The organism is Halarchaeum nitratireducens (genome assembly GCF_017874695.1).
Classification (GTDB): Archaea; Halobacteriota; Halobacteria; order Halobacteriales; family Halobacteriaceae; genus Halarchaeum; species Halarchaeum nitratireducens.
Map to the genome: position 1 here is coordinate 50262 of NZ_JAGIKY010000009.1, position 14671 is coordinate 64932.

Genomic DNA, 14671 nt, shown 5'->3' on the forward strand with positions numbered 1-14671 from the left:
CAGCGGATCCGACGGATCCCGCACTGCCCGCCGCCTCCACAGCGCCTTAGCCGCTCGCCGTCGAACGACGGATATGGTCACGAACGAGAGCGACACGTTCGACATCGGCGGCGAGTACACCGTCCACCGCCTCGGCTTCGGCGCGATGCGGATCACCGGCGAGGACGTCATCGGCCGCCCGGAGAGCGAACCGAACGCCCGCGACGTGCTCCGTCGCGCGGACGAACTCGGCGTCGACTTCATCGACACCGCGGACTCCTACGGACCCGCGGTCTCGGAGCGCCTGATCGGCGAGGCACTCGACGCGACCCGCGACGACCTCGTCGTCGCCACGAAGGCGGGTCTCCTCCGCAACCGCGAGGGCGAGTGGCTCGCACACGGCGGCCCCGACTACATCAAGAACCAAGCCCTCACGAGCATCGATCGCCTCGGGGTCGACTCGATCGACCTCTATCAGTTCCACCGCCCCGACCCGGACACCGACTACGAGGCGTCGATCCAGGCCTTCGCCGAACTGCAAGACGACGGCCTCGTCGATCACGTCGGCATCTCGAACGTCTCCGTCGAGCAGCTCGAGCTCGCGCGCGATCACGTCGACGTCGCCACGGTGCAAAACGAGTACAACCTCGGCGACCGGGAGCACGAGGACGTCCTTGAGGCCTGCGAGGAGTACGACATCGGCTTCATCCCGTACTTCCCGGTCGGGGCCGGCGGCTTCGACGACGAGGCGCGTGACGCCGTCGAAACCGTCGCCGAGCGCCACGACGCGAGCGTCTATCAGGTCGCGCTCGCGTGGCTCCTCGATCACAGCGACGTCACCCTCCCGATCCCCGGAACGTCGAGCGTCTCGCACCTCGAACAGAACGTCGCCGCGAGCGAACTCGCGCTCACCGACGCGGACCGCGCGACGCTGGACGTCGAGTAGCTCCGGACTCCCCGCTCGGTCGGAACCTATTTGCGGCGTGTGGTTAATCGTGAAGGTATGGTGATTCTCGCCGCCGTCGGTGAACAGCACGACCAGGAGGCGATCATCGAGACCGGGCTCGACCTCGCCGAGGCCTACGACGACGACCTCCGGGTGCTTCACGTCATCCCGGAAGACGAGGCCGAATCCCACTTCGAGTCGGTGCGCTCGATAGACCAGTTCAGCGACACCTCCTTCTCGATCGAGATCGAGCGTGCGGAGGACATCGCCGAACGGCTCGTGGAGATGGCGCTCGGCGACGTCCCGGCGACGATCACGCCCGCTGGTCGGATCGGCGATCCGACGGAGGAGATACTCGACGACGCCGCGTCGGTCGGCCCGCGCTACATCGTCATCGGCGGCCGGAAACGCTCGCCCACCGGAAAGGCGCTCTTCGGGAGCGTCACGCAGTCGGTCATCCTCAGCGCCGACCACCCCGTCGTCAGCGTCCTCGCGGAGTAGCGCAGTCGGACGGTTCGCGACGGTACTATATTTTAACAAACATAACTATTACTACTGTAGGTTACGCCCGTACGGTATGGCAACACTCGACGACGTGTTCGTGGTGGACGCCGTCACCCACACGTACAACCAGACCGAGGAGAACTACCGCGTGCCGCGCTACGCCGAGCAGGTCGCCAACGTCGGCGCCGCCCTGGAAGCGAAGATGCCCGACGGCTACCAGCGCACCCGCGAGGCCTTCCTCGGCGACTGGCCGGTCGAGAACACGGAGAACGCCCTCTTCCGCGAGAGCCAGACGGACTTCGCCGTCATGCACCCGCAGTCGATCACCGTCTTCGAGGACGGCCTCACCGCCGAGTCGAAGGCCCGCGCGTTCTTCGAGCGCAATCCGACGCGGACGGCCGCGTTCGCCAGCATCGACGCGATCGGCCTCGACGACCCGCAGGCCGACCTCACGCGACAGGTCGAGGCCTTCGACCCCCACGGCGTGAAGGTGTATCCCTCCTACTGGGAGCCCGACGGCACCCACCACGAGTTCAAGATGAACGACCCCGAGGACGCCTTCCCGCTCTGGCAACACGCCGTCGACCTCGGCCTCGACGTCGTCGCCGTCCACAAGGCCTTCCCGTTCGCCACCGCGCCGATGGAGTCCTACAAGGTCGGCGACGTCGAGGAGGCCGCCAACAGCTTCCCCGAGCTCACCTTCGAGATCGTCCACGGCGGGCTGACCTTCGCCGAGGAGACCGGCTGGCAGATCGCCCGCCACCCCAACGTCTACGTCAACCTCGAACTCACGCTCACCGAGCTCGTGACGACGCCGACGTCCTTCGTCGACTCGCTCCAACAACTCCTCTACGCCGGCGGGAAGCAGGCCGTCGACAAGATCATCTGGGGGACCGGCGCGCCCCACTTCCACCCGCAGCTCCTCTTGGAGCGCTTCTGGAACTACGACTTCCCGGAGATGGAGAGCTTCAGCGGCCCCTTCCAGCTCACCGAGGACGACAAGCGCAAGATCCTCGGCGAGAACTTCGCCGAGGCCCACGGCTTCGATCTCGACGAACTCGAGGCGGGTACGGCGGACGATCAGTACAGCGACGTCGAGATGGCCGACGACCCGTGGTCGACGACCGACTTCGAGGTGGTCGAATGAGCGCGAGCACCGACCCGACCGACGCCACCGACCCCATCGAGGAACGAGCCCGCGACGCCCTCCGGGACGTAGTGGATCCGTGTAGCGCCGCCACCGGCTCGAACTTGAACATCGTCGAGATGGGGCTCGTGAAGGCGATCGAGGTCGACTCCGACGACGGTCGAGCGCACGTCGAGATGCGTCTCACCACCCCGATGTGTCACATGATCGGTTACTTCATCGATCAGGTCGAGGACCGCCTCACGGGCCTCGAACCCGTCGAGCGCGTCGAGCTCGACACCGACGATGGGATGGAGTGGAGCGAGGAGCTGATGAGCGAGGCGGCGCGGGCCAAACGCCGGGACGTCCTCGACGGCTACGAGGAACGCTACCGCGAGGAGCTCGGCGACGACGGCTCGACGGACCGACCGGCCGACGTCGAGACGGGCGGCTGAGCGAGCGGGCGGACGGGGATCGACACACCCCACCGTTGCAAGTGTTCCGTCGGTTCCCGCTGGGGACGGCGTCCCTGCTCGCACGTCGCTGACTCGGAGTCGGGAACGGTCGTGCGCCGTGCTCGCGGTGGTCCGTGAATCACGACCACAGGCCTATCAGCGTGGAGGGACAACGCTAGAGGATGGCAGACGATAAACGCGGCCGAGAGAAGCAAGCGCGGGACGCGGAGCGACGTCGGCAAGAGCGCGACATCGCCACGGAACTGGATCGAGGGGAGGAGTCGGAGCCACCGGTCGAGGCGGCGGCGCTCGACGACGTCGAAGCGGCCCTCGAGTCGGTGCGGTTTCCCGCGTCGGGGGCCGACGTCGTCGCGGCGATCGGCGACCGCACGATCGAATCCGACGGGGAGCGCTACGCGATCGAGGCGCTCGTGCCGGAGACCGACCGGGAGGCGTTCGACTCCCCGGCGGCCGTTCGGGTGACGGTCCGGCGCCCGACGGTCGCTTCGGCGATGAAACGTATCGTCGAGTCCATCGAGACGCGTCAGGACGCGGAGTTCAGCTGGTCACAGCGCAAAGCGTACGAAACGACGTTCCGAGCGCTCGGTTCGATCGACGCCGATGACGACGACGAGGGAATCGCGGTCATTCGCGACTGGGTCGTCGATCGGGTCCGCGAGACGGGGGATCTCCCGTCCTCCAGAGCGGTACGCCGGGAAGCGGCCGAGTTCTGTCGGACGAACGGGTATCAGATCCGGGCGGACGAGTGGCTCGGTATATAGACCGACGGACGCGGGCGGCCGTCGAGGAGGGCGGACTCCGTGTGTCGCAAACGGTCGGTCAGTAGCCGCGTTCGATGAGGTAGTCGGCGATCTCGCGGAGGAGGTATCGTGCCTCGTTGTCGGGGAGGACGTCGAGTTCGGCCTTCGCCTGTGCGGTGAGATCGGCGGCGAGATCGCGGGCGTAGTCGATGCTGCCAGCGTCCTCGAGTTCGGCGACGGCGGCGTCGATGTCGGCGTCGGTGACGTCCTCGGGGTCGTCGGCGTCCACGAGGTCGTCGACCGCGACGCCGTGGTCGCGGGCGTGGACGGTGATGATCGTGCGCTTGTTCTCGACGAGGTCGCTCCCGCGCTGCTTGCCGAGTTGCTCTGAGGGGACGGTCAGATCGAGGACGTCGTCCTGAATCTGGAAGGCCTTGCCGGCGTTGACGCCGTACCGGTAGAGCGCGTCGACGACCTCGTCGTCGGCCCCCACGACGATGGCGGGGACGCTCGCGGCGGCGCCGTAGAGGACGGCAGTCTTGCGCTCGACCATGTCGAGGTACGCTCCGGTGTCGACGTCGGGGCGCGTCTCGAAGTCCACGTCGAGGGATTGGCCCTCGCAGATGCGCGTACAGGTGCGAGCGAGACAGTCGATGGCGTCGAGGCTCGCGGTCGGCTCGGCGTCGGTCCGGAGCATGATCTCGAAGGCCTTCGAGTAGAGCGTGTCGCCGGCGAGGATCGCGGTCTCGTCGTCGTACTCGCGGTGGACGGACGGGACGCCGCGGCGGAGGTCGTCGTCGTCCATGATGTCGTCGTGGATGAGAGTGAACGACTGGATGATCTCGATGGAGACGGCGGCCGCCATGACGTCGACCGTCGTCCCGTCGAGCGCGGGGAAGTCGTCGTACGGCTCGCTCAGCGGTTCGACGTCGGCGAGCGCCTCCGCGACGAGCAGGGAGACGGTCGGGCGGAGGCGTTTACCCCCGGCCTCGAGGAGATAGCGCGATGCCTCGTAGAGCCGTTCGGGTTCGGCCATGGGTAGCTCCTCGTCGATCGCGTCGTTGACGCGTTCGCGTCGGTCCTCGATGGCGGACAGCACCGTGTCTTCGCGCGTGTTCTGGTTCATGACGAGAGTTGGATGATGGTTCCGTTTCGAGCGACGTGGACGTCTTCGCCGCGCTCGTATCCGTCGGCTTCGGCGAGGGCGACGTACCGTTCGATACCTCCTACTGACTGGTGGGCAGGGATAAGGGTACGGGGTTCGAGCGTGCGGCGCATCCGGCGGTGGCCCGCGGCACTGAGGTGACCGGAGACGTGGACGTCCTCGTGCACCTCGGTGCCGCGCCGAGCCAGCCGGCGATCGAGCGTCGCCCGCTGCCGGCGGTTGATCGGGTCGGGGATCACGCGAGCGCCGAACACGACGACGTCGTCCGCCCCGAGAGCGAGGGCGCCGTCCCCGCGGGCGAGGCGCGGGAGGACGGCGTTCGGCTCGCCCTGATGGCCGGTGGCGAGCAGCAGAAACGAGTCGCGGCCCTCGGTACGGACGCGACGGAGGGCACGCTCGATACCGACCCGCGTCCCGTGCGCCTCGACGTCCCCGAAGCCCGGATAGTCGAAGTGCGCGGCCGTCCGCGCGTAGGTCGCCATCGATCGCCCGAGGAGGATCGGTTCTCGTCCGATCTCACGGGCGGTCTCGACGACGCCGGAGACGCGCGCGACGTGACTGGCGAACGTCGAGGCGACGATCACGCCCGGCGCGTCCGCGACGCTCCCGAGGACGTCACGGACGCGGGCGCGGGCGACGGCCTCGCCGGGCGTGCGACCCGAACGACCCGCGTTCGTGCAGTCCTCGACGTACGCGAGGACCCCCGCCTCGCCGAGCTCGGCGAAACGCGCCATGTCGATCGGTGGTTCGAGGACGGGGTCGTGATCGAGGCGTTTGTCGAGTCCGTAGACGACCGCGCCCTCGGGGGTGTGTAACACGGGGTTCACCGCGCCGACGGTCGAGTGCGTGACGTGGACGAACTCCAAGTCGAGGTCGTCACCGAGCGCCGTCACCTCCCCGGCCGCCATCGTCACGAGGTCGCCGTCGTATCCTGGATCGAGTTCGCCCTTCAGGATCTCCATCGTGAACGGTGACGCGATCAGCGGGGCGTCGTAGCGCTCCGCGAGGACGCCGGCCGCCCCGACGTGATCGAGATGGCCGTGCGAGAAGACGATCGCACACACCTCTCCGTCGAGGTCGGCGACGACGCTATCGTCCGGAATCGCACCGGCGTCGATCAGTTCGCGTCGCCCGGCGTGCTCGACGTCGATCCCCTCGCGGACGACCGGCGCGACGTCGAGGCCCATGTCGAAGACGACGACGTCGTCCCCGACACGGACCGCCGTCATGTTCCGGCCGACCTCCTCGTACCCCCCGACCGCCGCGATTTGGATGTCCATTCGGGTGCTCCTCGTCCGGCGCGAGCGTCTCGCTACCGTCAGTGCGTAGGACCGACCGCGACAAAAGCGCCGGGGTCACCGGCCGGTGCGGTCCCGTCTCTCGGCGGCGCGTTTCGGAAGGGGCTTTGCGCCGGCGTCCGGTACGGGTCGGCGTGTGCCGCTCTCCCAACGCGACCCGCATCGACGCCGCCCGAGCGGCGGTGAGACGCCCGTGACGCTCCTCGGTGCGTTCGTGTCGGCGATCCTCCCGATTGTCGCCATCGCCGCCGTCGGCTACGCCATCGGACGCGCCACCGACGTCGCCGTCGGCCCGCTCAACACCGTCGCGCTCAACTTCTTCCTCCCGGCGCTCGTCTTCCACGGCATCGCCACGACGACCCTCGGCGGGGACGCGGTCGTCTCCCTCGTCGTCGCCGTTGTCGCCTACCTCCTCGGGCTCATGGCGCTCGCGTTCGCCGCCGGCCACCTCCTCGACGTCCCCGAGACGCTGTTCTCCGGCGTCGTGCTCGCCAGCGCGTTCCCCAACTCCGGGTTCGTCGGGATCCCGCTCTCCGCGTTCGTCTTCGGCGACCTCGGGCGGACCACCGCGACCGTCTTCCTCACCGTCCAAAGCGTCGTCCTCTACACCCTCGGCGTCTACGTCGTCTCCGCGCGCGAGGGGGACGCCGCCGGCGCGACGAGCGCCCTCCGCGAGGTCGTCCGCCTCCCGCTCGTCTACGCCGTCGCCGCCGCGGCGCTCGTCCGCGTCCTCGGCCTCGTCCCCCCCGTCGATGGGACGTTCATGACGACGGTCGACAGCGTCGGTTCGGCCGCCGTTCCACTCATGCTCACCGTCGTCGGCATCCAGCTCGCCGACGTCGACCTCGGTCACCTCCGTCCGACGGCGCTCCCCGCCGCCCTCAAACTCGGCGTCGCGCCGCTCGTCGGGGTCGTGATCGCGCTCGCCGTCGGATTCACGAACCCGGCGGTCGCCAACGTCTTCGTCCTCGAATGTGCGACGCCGGCCGCCGTGACGCCGCTCGCGCTCGTCATCGCCTATCGGAGCGCGAGCGCCGACGAGGCCGTCGACGTCGCCGAGTACATGAGCACCGTCATCTTCGTCACGACGGTGGCGAGCGTCGTCGTCCTCACCGGCCTCGTCGCCGCGATCCGGCAGGGGCTCCTCTTCTGAGCGCTGTCGCCCTTAGCGGATCACCGTCCCCGGCGTCTCGCCGTCGAGGAAGTCGCCGACGGCGTCGGGGCCGAAGACGGACGCGGGCGCGCGGAGCCCGAGGAGCGCGCGGACCTTCGCGGCCATGCCGCCCGTGACGTCTGTGTCGTCGCTTCCGCCGAGGTAGCGCTCGACGTCCGCGTAGTTCTCGATCGCGGGGATGACCGCCCCCTCGTCGTCCAACACCCCGGAGACGGTCGAGCAGACGCCGACCCGTTCGGCGTCGAGGCCGTCCGCGAGCGCGACGACGAGCTCGTCGCCGCTCACGACCGTCGCGCCCGCGCCGACGTGCGTCACGACGTCGCCGTGGAGCACCGGGACGAACCCCTCGTCGCGTTTCGCGGCGACGGCGTCCACCGAAAGCGAGAGCGTCCCGTCCGCGTCCCGGACGCCCGCGGAGTGGGGGTGGTGGGGGACGGCGGACACGCCGCGCTCGCAGAGCGCGTCACAGACGGCGTCGTTCAGCGTCCGCATCGCCCCGTGAATCTCCCTGATCGCCGTCGCCTCGCGCGTCCCGTCGGTCCGTGACACGCCGTAGGCGGCCGCGTGGGGGTGACCGAACGACCCCCCGCCGTGGACGAGGACGAGGTCGTCGACCCCCGACGCGGCGATCGCGTCCGCGGCGTCCGCGAGCGCGGGACCGTCGACGGTGTCGGGCGTGTCCTTCTCGGTGACGACGCTCCCGCCGAGTTTCAGGACGACGGTCACGGCGATCCCCCCCGACGCGGCGAGTGCGGGACAGCGCGCTCGACGCCGCTCATTCGGCGCGCACCCCGTCAGTGGCGAGCTCGGCGCGGAACGACTCGTCGCACGCCGGCGTGAGCGAGAGTGCGGTCTCCGCGCCCGCGCCGTCGTCGAGCGCGACGATACAGCCGCCGCCGCCCGCGCCGGTCAGCTTCGCGCCCGCCGCGCCGCCCTCTCGGGCCGCCCAGACCATCTCGTCGAGCGAGCGCGCGGAGACGCCGAGCGCCGCGAGCAGCCCGTGGTTCACGTCCATCAGTCGCCCGAGTTCGGCGACGTCGCCCTCGCGGAGCGCCTCCTCACCCCGGCGAACGAGGTCGCCGATGGAGGCGACGGTGTCGCGCGCGAAGTCGTACTCCTCGCGGAGCGCGCGCACGCCCGCGACGAGTTTGCCCGTGTCGTGGCTCGTCCCGTCGTACCCCACGACGAACGGGAGATCGGGCGTCGCCAGCGTCCGGCAGTCCGACCCCTCGACGCGGACGGCTCCGCCCACCGCCGAGCAGAAGGTGTCCGCCCGCGAGGCCTCGCCGCTCTGCACGTCCCGCTCGACCTCGTACGCGCGCTCGGCGATCGCCTCCGGGGCGAGATCGACGCCGAGCTCACGCGTCGCGGCGTCGATCGCCGCGACGACGACCGCGGCCGAGGACCCCAGTCCCGCGCCCAGCGGGATGTCGCTCTCGATCGTGACGTCGAGGCCGGCGTCCGGGCGGTCAGCCGCGTCCCGCGCCGTCGCCATCGCGGCGTCAACGTACCCCATCGCGGCCTCGACGAGCGGCGTCGGCACGTCCACGTCGGGTGCGTCGTCGCTCGCCCCGTACTCGACGGTGAACCCGTCGAGCGTGAGGTCCGCCGCGCTCACGCGCTGTCGGTCGTCGCCGCGCTCCGCGACCGTCACCGTCGCGCGCCGCTCGATCGCACAGGGCACCGCGGGCTCGCCGTAGACGACCGCGTGCTCCCCGAAGAGGTACACCTTCCCCGGGGCGCTCGAACTCGTCGGCATACCCGAACACGCGGCGGCCGCGCGTAAGTACCCTTTCGCTTCGGGGCCGGTCACGCCACCTATGCCCGACGGCGGCCAAGCGGCGGTATGCGACCCGTCATCGACCACGTGCCGTTCGTCGCCCCCGACCTCGACGCGCTCGTCGAGCGCTTCGAGAACGCCGGCTTCGCCCCCCAGTACGGCGGCGAGCACGCCGAGACCGGGACGGAGACCGCGATGATCGTCCTCCCCGACGGCTCCGCGCTCGAACTCCTCGCTCCCGCCGGCGCCGACATCGATCCGGACGACGGCCACTGGCCCGCGTTCGTCGCCGCCGGCGCCGGCCCCTGCGCGTGGGGCGTCGACGCCGGGAGCGTCCACAGCGAACTCCAGCGCGCGATCAGCCACGACGTCACCGTCCGGGGCCCCCTGCGCGAGCGCCGCGAGACCGACCGCGGCGTCGCCGAGTGGGACGTCGGCTTCCTCGGCGGTCCCGACTCCCCGCTCCCCTTCGTCGTCTCCGATCGGACACCGCGCGAGTACCGCGTTCCCGACAGCGCCCTCTACGGGTCGCCGCTCTCCGGGATCGGCCGCGTCGTCGTCGCCGTCGACGACCTCGACGGCGCGATCGCGCGTTTCACCGATCTCTATCGACTCCCCGCACCCGAGCGCGACGACGACGACACGTTCGGCGACCTCGCGGCCTTCCCCGGCCAAGACGTCGTCCTTTGCGAACCGAGCGGCGGCCCCGTCCGCGAGCGCGTCGAGCGCTTCGGGGCCTGCCCTGCGACCGTCCTCCTCAGCGGGGACGTCTCCGACGCCGCCGCCCACCACCCGCTCCACGGCGGGCGCACCCTCTTCGGCAAGCGCGTCCGCTTCGTCGACGGCTTCGACACCCGACTCGGCGTCCTCGAGCGCTGACGACCGACGCGGACACGCGCGACAGCGTCGCCACTCTCGACCGGGAGTCTTCGAAAGGAAGAGTCGTCGGCGTTAGATCTCGCTCTCGAAGTCCTCGAGGCTGTAGGACGGCTCGGCGCCGCGCTTGTCGAGGACCTCGTTCGCGAGCAGCCAGTAGACGACCGAGAGCGCGCGTCGACCCTTGTTGTTCGTCGGAACGACGAGGTCGACGTTGCTCGTGGAGTTGTTCGAGTCGCACATCGCGATGACCGGGATGCCGACCGTGATCGCTTCCTTGACCGCCTGGCTGTCGCCGATCGGGTCCGTGACGACCAGCACGTCCGGCTCGATGTAGCCGTCGTACTGCGGGTTCGTCAGCGTCCCCGGGATGAAGCGACCCGTCCGGGCGCGCGCACCGACCGCGTCCGCGAACTTCTCCGCGGGGAAGCGACCGTACTGACGCGAGGAGGTCACGAGGACCTGCTCGGGGTCGTAGTTGGCGAGGAAGTCCGCGGCCGTGCGGATGCGCTCGTCCGTGCGCGAGACGTCGAGGACGTAGAGGCCATCCGTCCGCACGCGGTGGATGAACCGCTCCATGTCCTTCGTCTTCTGCTGTGTGCCGATGTGGACACCCGCGGCGAGGTAATCCTCGACCGGGATGAGGAGGTCGGCGTCCTCGTCTGGCATTACGTCTTCCGTCCCTGCGGCCGGCTCGGGGGCCTCCGTGGCGTCGGCGTCGTCGGCGGCGTCCGCCTCGACGTCGACCTCGACGTCGGTCGCCTCGGACTCCGCGTCCGCCTCGGGGGCGTCCTCGAGTTCGGCCTCGCTGTCTTCGTGCTCGCTCATAGTGCCTCGTCCGCGATGCGGATGAGTTCGTTCAGCTTGGCAGTGCGCTCGCCTCCGACCGCGCCCGTCTTGATGAACGGGGCGTCGGTCGCGACGGCGAGGTGTGCGATCGTCGTGTCCTCCGTCTCGCCGCTCCGATGGCTGACGACCGTCTCGTAGCCGTTCCGGGTGGCGAGTTCGATGGCGTCGAAGGCGTCGCTGAGAGTGCCGATCTGGTTCGGCTTGATGAGGATGCTGTTCGCCGCATCGACGTCGATCCCCGCTTCGAGGCGCTCGACGTTCGTGACGAACAGATCGTCGCCGCAGATCAGCGTCTGCGAGCCGACGCGGTCGGTGAGGTCCGCGAACGCCTCGTAGGCGTCCTCGTCGAGCGGGTCCTCGACGTACGCGAGGTCGTACTCGTCGACCAGTCCGGCGACGTAGTCGATCTGCTCCTCGGTAGAGCGGACCTCGTCACCGTAGACGTACTCACCGTCCTCGAAGGTCTCTGCCGCCGCCATGTCGAGACCGAACTTGATGTCGAAGCCGACGTCGTCCGCGACCGTCTCGACGGCCTCCTCGACGAGCTCGAACGCTTCCGCGTCCGAGATCGAGGGGGCCCACGCGCCCTCGTCGCCCTTCGCTGCGGGCGTACCGCGCTCCTCCAGCAGCGAGCCGATCTCGCCGTGGACCCGCGCGTTCGCGAAGACCGCGTCCTTCACGCTCGGCGCGCCGACGGGTGCGCTCAGGAACTCCTGGATCGCCGTGGCCTCCTGGGCGTGCTCGCCACCACCGACGACGTTCCCCAGGGGAATCGGGAAGTTCCCGCCCCGGAAGGCGCCGCCGAGGTGCTGGTAGAGCGGTGCGCCGAGGACGTCCGCCCCGGCCTTGGAGGCCGCCATGCTGATGGCGACCGCTGAGTTCGCGCCGATCTCCGAGAAGTCCGCGGTGCCGTCGGCCGCGCGCAGGGTCTCGTCGACCTCGCGCTGATCGCCGGCGTAGACGCGCCCTTCGAGTCGGGGGACGGCGTGCTCGCGGGCCGCCGCGATGGCCTCGTTCACGGGCAGCTCGATGGCTTCGTACTCACCGGTGGACGCCCCGGAGGGCGCGGCCGCGCGGCCGAAGCCGCCGGACTCGGTGAGCACGTCCGCTTCCACGGTCTTGTTGCCGCGCGAGTCGAGGACCGCGCGCAGGCGAACCGTTTCGATGCGTGTCATTACTGTTCCCTCCGGACGGTGAACGGAAGCGCGTTCGCGTCGTACTCCTCGGCGGCGATCAGGATCGGCTCCGTCTGGTCGGTGTCGACCAGTACGGGCGCGCCGTAGGAGACCTGGAGCGCTCGCGCCCCGATGATGCGTGCTTTCTCGTAGCGGTTGAACTCGGGCATTACTGGTAGGGTGAGACCACGTCGACGAGGTCCTGGTGCGAGACGAACATGCGCCGACAGCAGTGTCTGTCGAGGCCGAGGTCGTCGAGGACCGCTGCGGGATCCTCGTCGCCCTCCTTGCTCGCCGCGCGCGCCTTGAACTCCTCCCAGTGTTCACCGATGACGGTGCCGCACGTGAAACACCGGACTGGTACCATCATGATCGATCCCTCAGCGGTAGGACTTCTGGTAGCGCGCCCGCGCACCGGGCCCGCCCCACTTCTTCGGCTCCTTACGCCGCGCGTCGTTGACGAGGAGCTGACGGTCGAACTCCATGAACGCATCGCGGAGCTCGGCGTCGTTGCGGAACTCGACGATGCCGCGCGCGATGGCGGTGCGGACGGCGTCGGCCTGACCGGCGTAGCCGCCGCCGCTCACGCTGACGTCGACGTCGATCTCGTCGCGGATGTCCTCGCCCGCGATGCGGAACGGCTCCAGCATCTTGAGACGCGACATCTCGGGATCGACGAGCTCGACGGGCGTCGAGTTGATTCGCACGCGACCCTCGCCTTCGGTGACCGTCGCGCGGGCGACGGCCGTCTTCTTCTTGCCGCTCGTGTTGGTTACCATGTCTTGTTAGCACCCAGTTCCTCGGAGATCTCGCCGAGGGAGACGAACTTGATGTTCGAGAGGCGATCGAGCGAGGTGCCATCAAGCACCTCGCCCTCCTCGTCGAACTGGTTTCCGACGTAGAGGCGGACGTTCTCGAACGCCTCGCGCCCGCGGTCCGTCTTGTACGGGAGCATCCCGCGCACGGCGCGCTTGAAGATGCGGTCGGGGCGTTTGGGGTAGTACGGCCCGCTGTCCGAGCCGAGCTCGGCGCGCTTGCGGTACGTCCCGAGGACGTCTTCCTCGGTGCCCGTGATGACCGCGTCCTCCGCGTTGACGACGGCCACCGTCTGGCCGTCGAGCGCGAGCTCCGCGACGTTCGATGCGACGCGGCCCATGATGCAGTCACGGGCGTCGACGACGACGTCCGCGTCGAACTCTGCGGCGCTCATCGGATCACCCGGACGTTGGATCCTTCGGGGTTTTGTTCGACTGCCTGTGCTAGCTGGACGACGTCGCCGTCCGCGTGCTCGATCTTCGTCTCCGCGCTGGACGAAAAGTCCACCGCGGCGACGGTCACGGACTTCCGGAGGGCGCCCGAACCGAGCACCTTGCCCGGGACGACGACCGTTTCGTCCTCGTTCGCGTACCGTTCGATGCGACTCAGATTCACCTCAGCGTGCGTCGATCGCGGCTTCTCCAGCCGGTCTGCGACGTCATGCCACACGTCCGCACCCGAATCGCGGGCGACGGACTTGAGTTGGGCGATGAGACTACTGAGTCTCGGGCTCGTCTTGCTCATGCTTCTGGCTCCTGATGAGAGTATAGGGGTGTGGAGTGCAGGGAGCAGGATTTGAACCTGCGAACTCCTACGAGACAGCGCCCTGAACGCTGCGCCTTTGGCCAAACTTGGCTATCCCTGCACGCCCACTGAGAAGGCGCGGTCTTACCGACAACACATGGTTCCCGCCGCCCCGTAAAGGGACTTTCGATCCCCGCCGCGGGCGTGGCCGACGCTACTCGCGTGCGGCCGGCGTCCGTCGGCGTGGGGTGGCGGGACATGTATCGTCTTACAGACTGACCTTCTCGCGTAGTTCGTCCGCGCGCGTGGACAGCGTGCCCACGGCACGGAGGACCAGTTCGTCGACGGGCATCGACCCGTCGGACTCGACGTGGAAGACGAAGGCGTTCGGGACGTCCTCGACCGTGACCTCCTTCCCCGGATACCGGTTCGTGAGGTCGTGATCGAATTCGGAGGTGGCGACGAGCTCGTCGCCGTCCTCGATGACACCGCGAACGATCTGCGCTTCGTCTTCACCGTACTCCGAGGCGTCGTCACCGACCTCGACGTGCTGGAGGTGCCGGTAGCCGACGGCCACACCGCCCTGGAACTTCGCGTGATCGCGTCCCCGGCCGAGCTTCGCCTCGGCCTCGGCCTCCAGACGCTGTCCGTCCTTCAGCTCGATGAGGGGGATGTTCTCGTCGGCGGGTTCGACCTGTGGGTCCGGCGAGACCAGGTCGCCGCTGTACGCGGTGGCCGGTCCCTCCACGTCGATGGCCAGGGTGACGGTGTCGTCCTCGTCGAACTCGCCCTCGGGGGTCGTCAGCGGAACGAGCCCCATGCGGAGGGCGAGCACCTCGTCGAACAGGACGCTCGAGTTCTCCACGAACCGCACCGTATCGATGGAGAGCGTCGGGACGTCCGCGAGGATGGCCCGGCGGATGCCGTTGGCGAACGCGGGCGTGATCCCTCTGACGAGGAAGCGCGCCTCGCGCTCCGTGTCTTCGATGAATTCGACGTCGAAGTCCGTTGCCATGTGGTGTG

The 14671-nt window shown here is 69.2% G+C and carries 19 protein-coding genes and 1 tRNA gene; 7 read left to right on the forward strand and 13 right to left on the reverse strand.

The annotated features are described in order from the left end of the window. The first annotated feature begins 73 nt into the window (after positions 1 to 73). From J2754_RS09870 to J2754_RS09890, 5 genes are all read left to right on the forward strand, one after another. A complete protein-coding gene (locus tag J2754_RS09870) occupies positions 74 to 925 on the forward strand; it encodes an aldo/keto reductase (RefSeq protein ID WP_188879481.1) in 852 nt (283 codons plus the stop codon). Positions 926 to 982: 57 nt separating this feature from the next. Further along, the gene (locus J2754_RS09875) at positions 983 to 1426 is read left to right on the forward strand and encodes a universal stress protein (RefSeq protein WP_211087300.1); all 444 of its coding nucleotides are present in this window, start codon (positions 983 to 985) and stop codon (positions 1424 to 1426) included. A 76-nt stretch (positions 1427 to 1502) separates the two neighbouring features. After that, positions 1503 to 2576, forward strand: a complete 1074-nt coding sequence (locus J2754_RS09880) for an amidohydrolase family protein (protein ID WP_245332964.1) — start codon at positions 1503 to 1505, stop codon at positions 2574 to 2576. After that, positions 2573 to 3010: a metal-sulfur cluster assembly factor gene (locus tag J2754_RS09885; RefSeq protein ID WP_245332965.1), complete on the forward strand. Its 438-nt coding sequence runs from the start codon at positions 2573 to 2575 to the stop codon at positions 3008 to 3010. The genes J2754_RS09880 and J2754_RS09885 overlap by 4 nt, the downstream gene beginning before the upstream one ends. A gap of 182 nt (positions 3011 to 3192) precedes the next feature. Next, on the forward strand, positions 3193 to 3792 hold the full coding sequence (locus tag J2754_RS09890; protein WP_211087302.1) for a DUF5789 family protein: 600 nt from the start codon (positions 3193 to 3195) through the stop codon (positions 3790 to 3792). 58 nt (positions 3793 to 3850) lie between these two features. Here the strand turns inward: J2754_RS09890 and idsA3 are convergent, their stop codons facing one another. Both idsA3 and J2754_RS09900 read right to left on the reverse strand, forming a co-directional pair. Then, positions 3851 to 4897, reverse strand: a complete 1047-nt coding sequence (gene idsA3 / locus J2754_RS09895; RefSeq protein ID WP_211087303.1) for a geranylfarnesyl diphosphate synthase — start codon at positions 4895 to 4897, stop codon at positions 3851 to 3853. After that, positions 4894 to 6216 (reverse strand): MBL fold metallo-hydrolase, encoded by a 1323-nt coding sequence (locus tag J2754_RS09900; RefSeq protein WP_211087304.1) that lies wholly within the window; start codon positions 6214 to 6216, stop codon positions 4894 to 4896. The genes idsA3 and J2754_RS09900 overlap by 4 nt, the downstream gene beginning before the upstream one ends. A 211-nt stretch (positions 6217 to 6427) precedes the next feature. On the opposite strand from J2754_RS09900, the gene J2754_RS09905 reads away from it, so the two are divergent. Beyond that, a complete protein-coding gene (locus J2754_RS09905; protein WP_211087365.1) occupies positions 6428 to 7387 on the forward strand; it encodes an AEC family transporter in 960 nt (319 codons plus the stop codon). Positions 7388 to 7399: 12 nt separating this feature from the next. Here the strand turns inward: J2754_RS09905 and J2754_RS09910 are convergent, their stop codons facing one another. Further along, positions 7400 to 8134 carry an isopentenyl phosphate kinase gene (locus J2754_RS09910; RefSeq protein ID WP_211087305.1) on the reverse strand — a complete coding sequence of 245 codons (735 nt, stop codon included), beginning with the start codon at positions 8132 to 8134 and terminating at the stop codon, positions 7400 to 7402. Between the two features lie 49 nt (positions 8135 to 8183). Beyond that, the gene (gene mvk / locus J2754_RS09915) at positions 8184 to 9167 is read right to left on the reverse strand and encodes a mevalonate kinase (protein ID WP_211087306.1); all 984 of its coding nucleotides are present in this window, start codon (positions 9165 to 9167) and stop codon (positions 8184 to 8186) included. An 87-nt stretch (positions 9168 to 9254) separates the two neighbouring features. Between mvk and J2754_RS09920 the strand changes: the two genes are divergently transcribed. Beyond that, a complete protein-coding gene (locus tag J2754_RS09920) occupies positions 9255 to 10067 on the forward strand; it encodes a VOC family protein (RefSeq protein WP_211087307.1) in 813 nt (270 codons plus the stop codon). A gap of 72 nt (positions 10068 to 10139) precedes the next feature. On the opposite strand, the gene rpsB is transcribed toward J2754_RS09920, so the two are convergent. The 9 genes from rpsB to J2754_RS09965 form a co-directional block, all read right to left on the reverse strand. Continuing rightward, complete coding sequence (gene rpsB / locus J2754_RS09925; protein WP_188879467.1) at positions 10140 to 10892, reverse strand: 30S ribosomal protein S2; 753 nt, start codon at positions 10890 to 10892, stop codon at positions 10140 to 10142. Continuing rightward, positions 10889 to 12088 carry a phosphopyruvate hydratase gene (gene eno, locus J2754_RS09930; protein ID WP_188879466.1) on the reverse strand — a complete coding sequence of 400 codons (1200 nt, stop codon included), beginning with the start codon at positions 12086 to 12088 and terminating at the stop codon, positions 10889 to 10891. Before eno ends, rpsB begins: the two co-directional genes overlap by 4 nt. Then, entirely contained in the window at positions 12088 to 12258 is a 171-nt protein-coding gene (locus tag J2754_RS09935) for a DNA-directed RNA polymerase subunit K (protein ID WP_211087308.1), read from the reverse strand. Before J2754_RS09935 ends, eno begins: the two co-directional genes overlap by 1 nt. Continuing rightward, positions 12258 to 12458 (reverse strand): DNA-directed RNA polymerase subunit N, encoded by a 201-nt coding sequence (locus J2754_RS09940; RefSeq protein WP_188879462.1) that lies wholly within the window; start codon positions 12456 to 12458, stop codon positions 12258 to 12260. The genes J2754_RS09935 and J2754_RS09940 overlap by 1 nt, the downstream gene beginning before the upstream one ends. Positions 12459 to 12468: 10 nt before the next feature. Then, positions 12469 to 12867, reverse strand: coding sequence for a 30S ribosomal protein S9 (locus tag J2754_RS09945; protein ID WP_188879460.1), 399 nt, complete (start codon positions 12865 to 12867; stop codon positions 12469 to 12471). Then, entirely contained in the window at positions 12861 to 13298 is a 438-nt protein-coding gene (locus J2754_RS09950) for a 50S ribosomal protein L13 (RefSeq protein ID WP_211087309.1), read from the reverse strand. Before J2754_RS09950 ends, J2754_RS09945 begins: the two co-directional genes overlap by 7 nt. Next, on the reverse strand, positions 13295 to 13648 hold the full coding sequence (locus J2754_RS09955) for a 50S ribosomal protein L18e (protein WP_020221569.1): 354 nt from the start codon (positions 13646 to 13648) through the stop codon (positions 13295 to 13297). Before J2754_RS09955 ends, J2754_RS09950 begins: the two co-directional genes overlap by 4 nt. Before the next feature lie 36 nt (positions 13649 to 13684). Continuing rightward, positions 13685 to 13769, reverse strand: a tRNA-Leu gene (locus tag J2754_RS09960). Positions 13770 to 13916: 147 nt separating this feature from the next. After that, positions 13917 to 14663: a DNA-directed RNA polymerase subunit D gene (locus tag J2754_RS09965; protein ID WP_211087310.1), complete on the reverse strand. Its 747-nt coding sequence runs from the start codon at positions 14661 to 14663 to the stop codon at positions 13917 to 13919. Positions 14664 to 14671 lie beyond the last annotated feature (8 nt).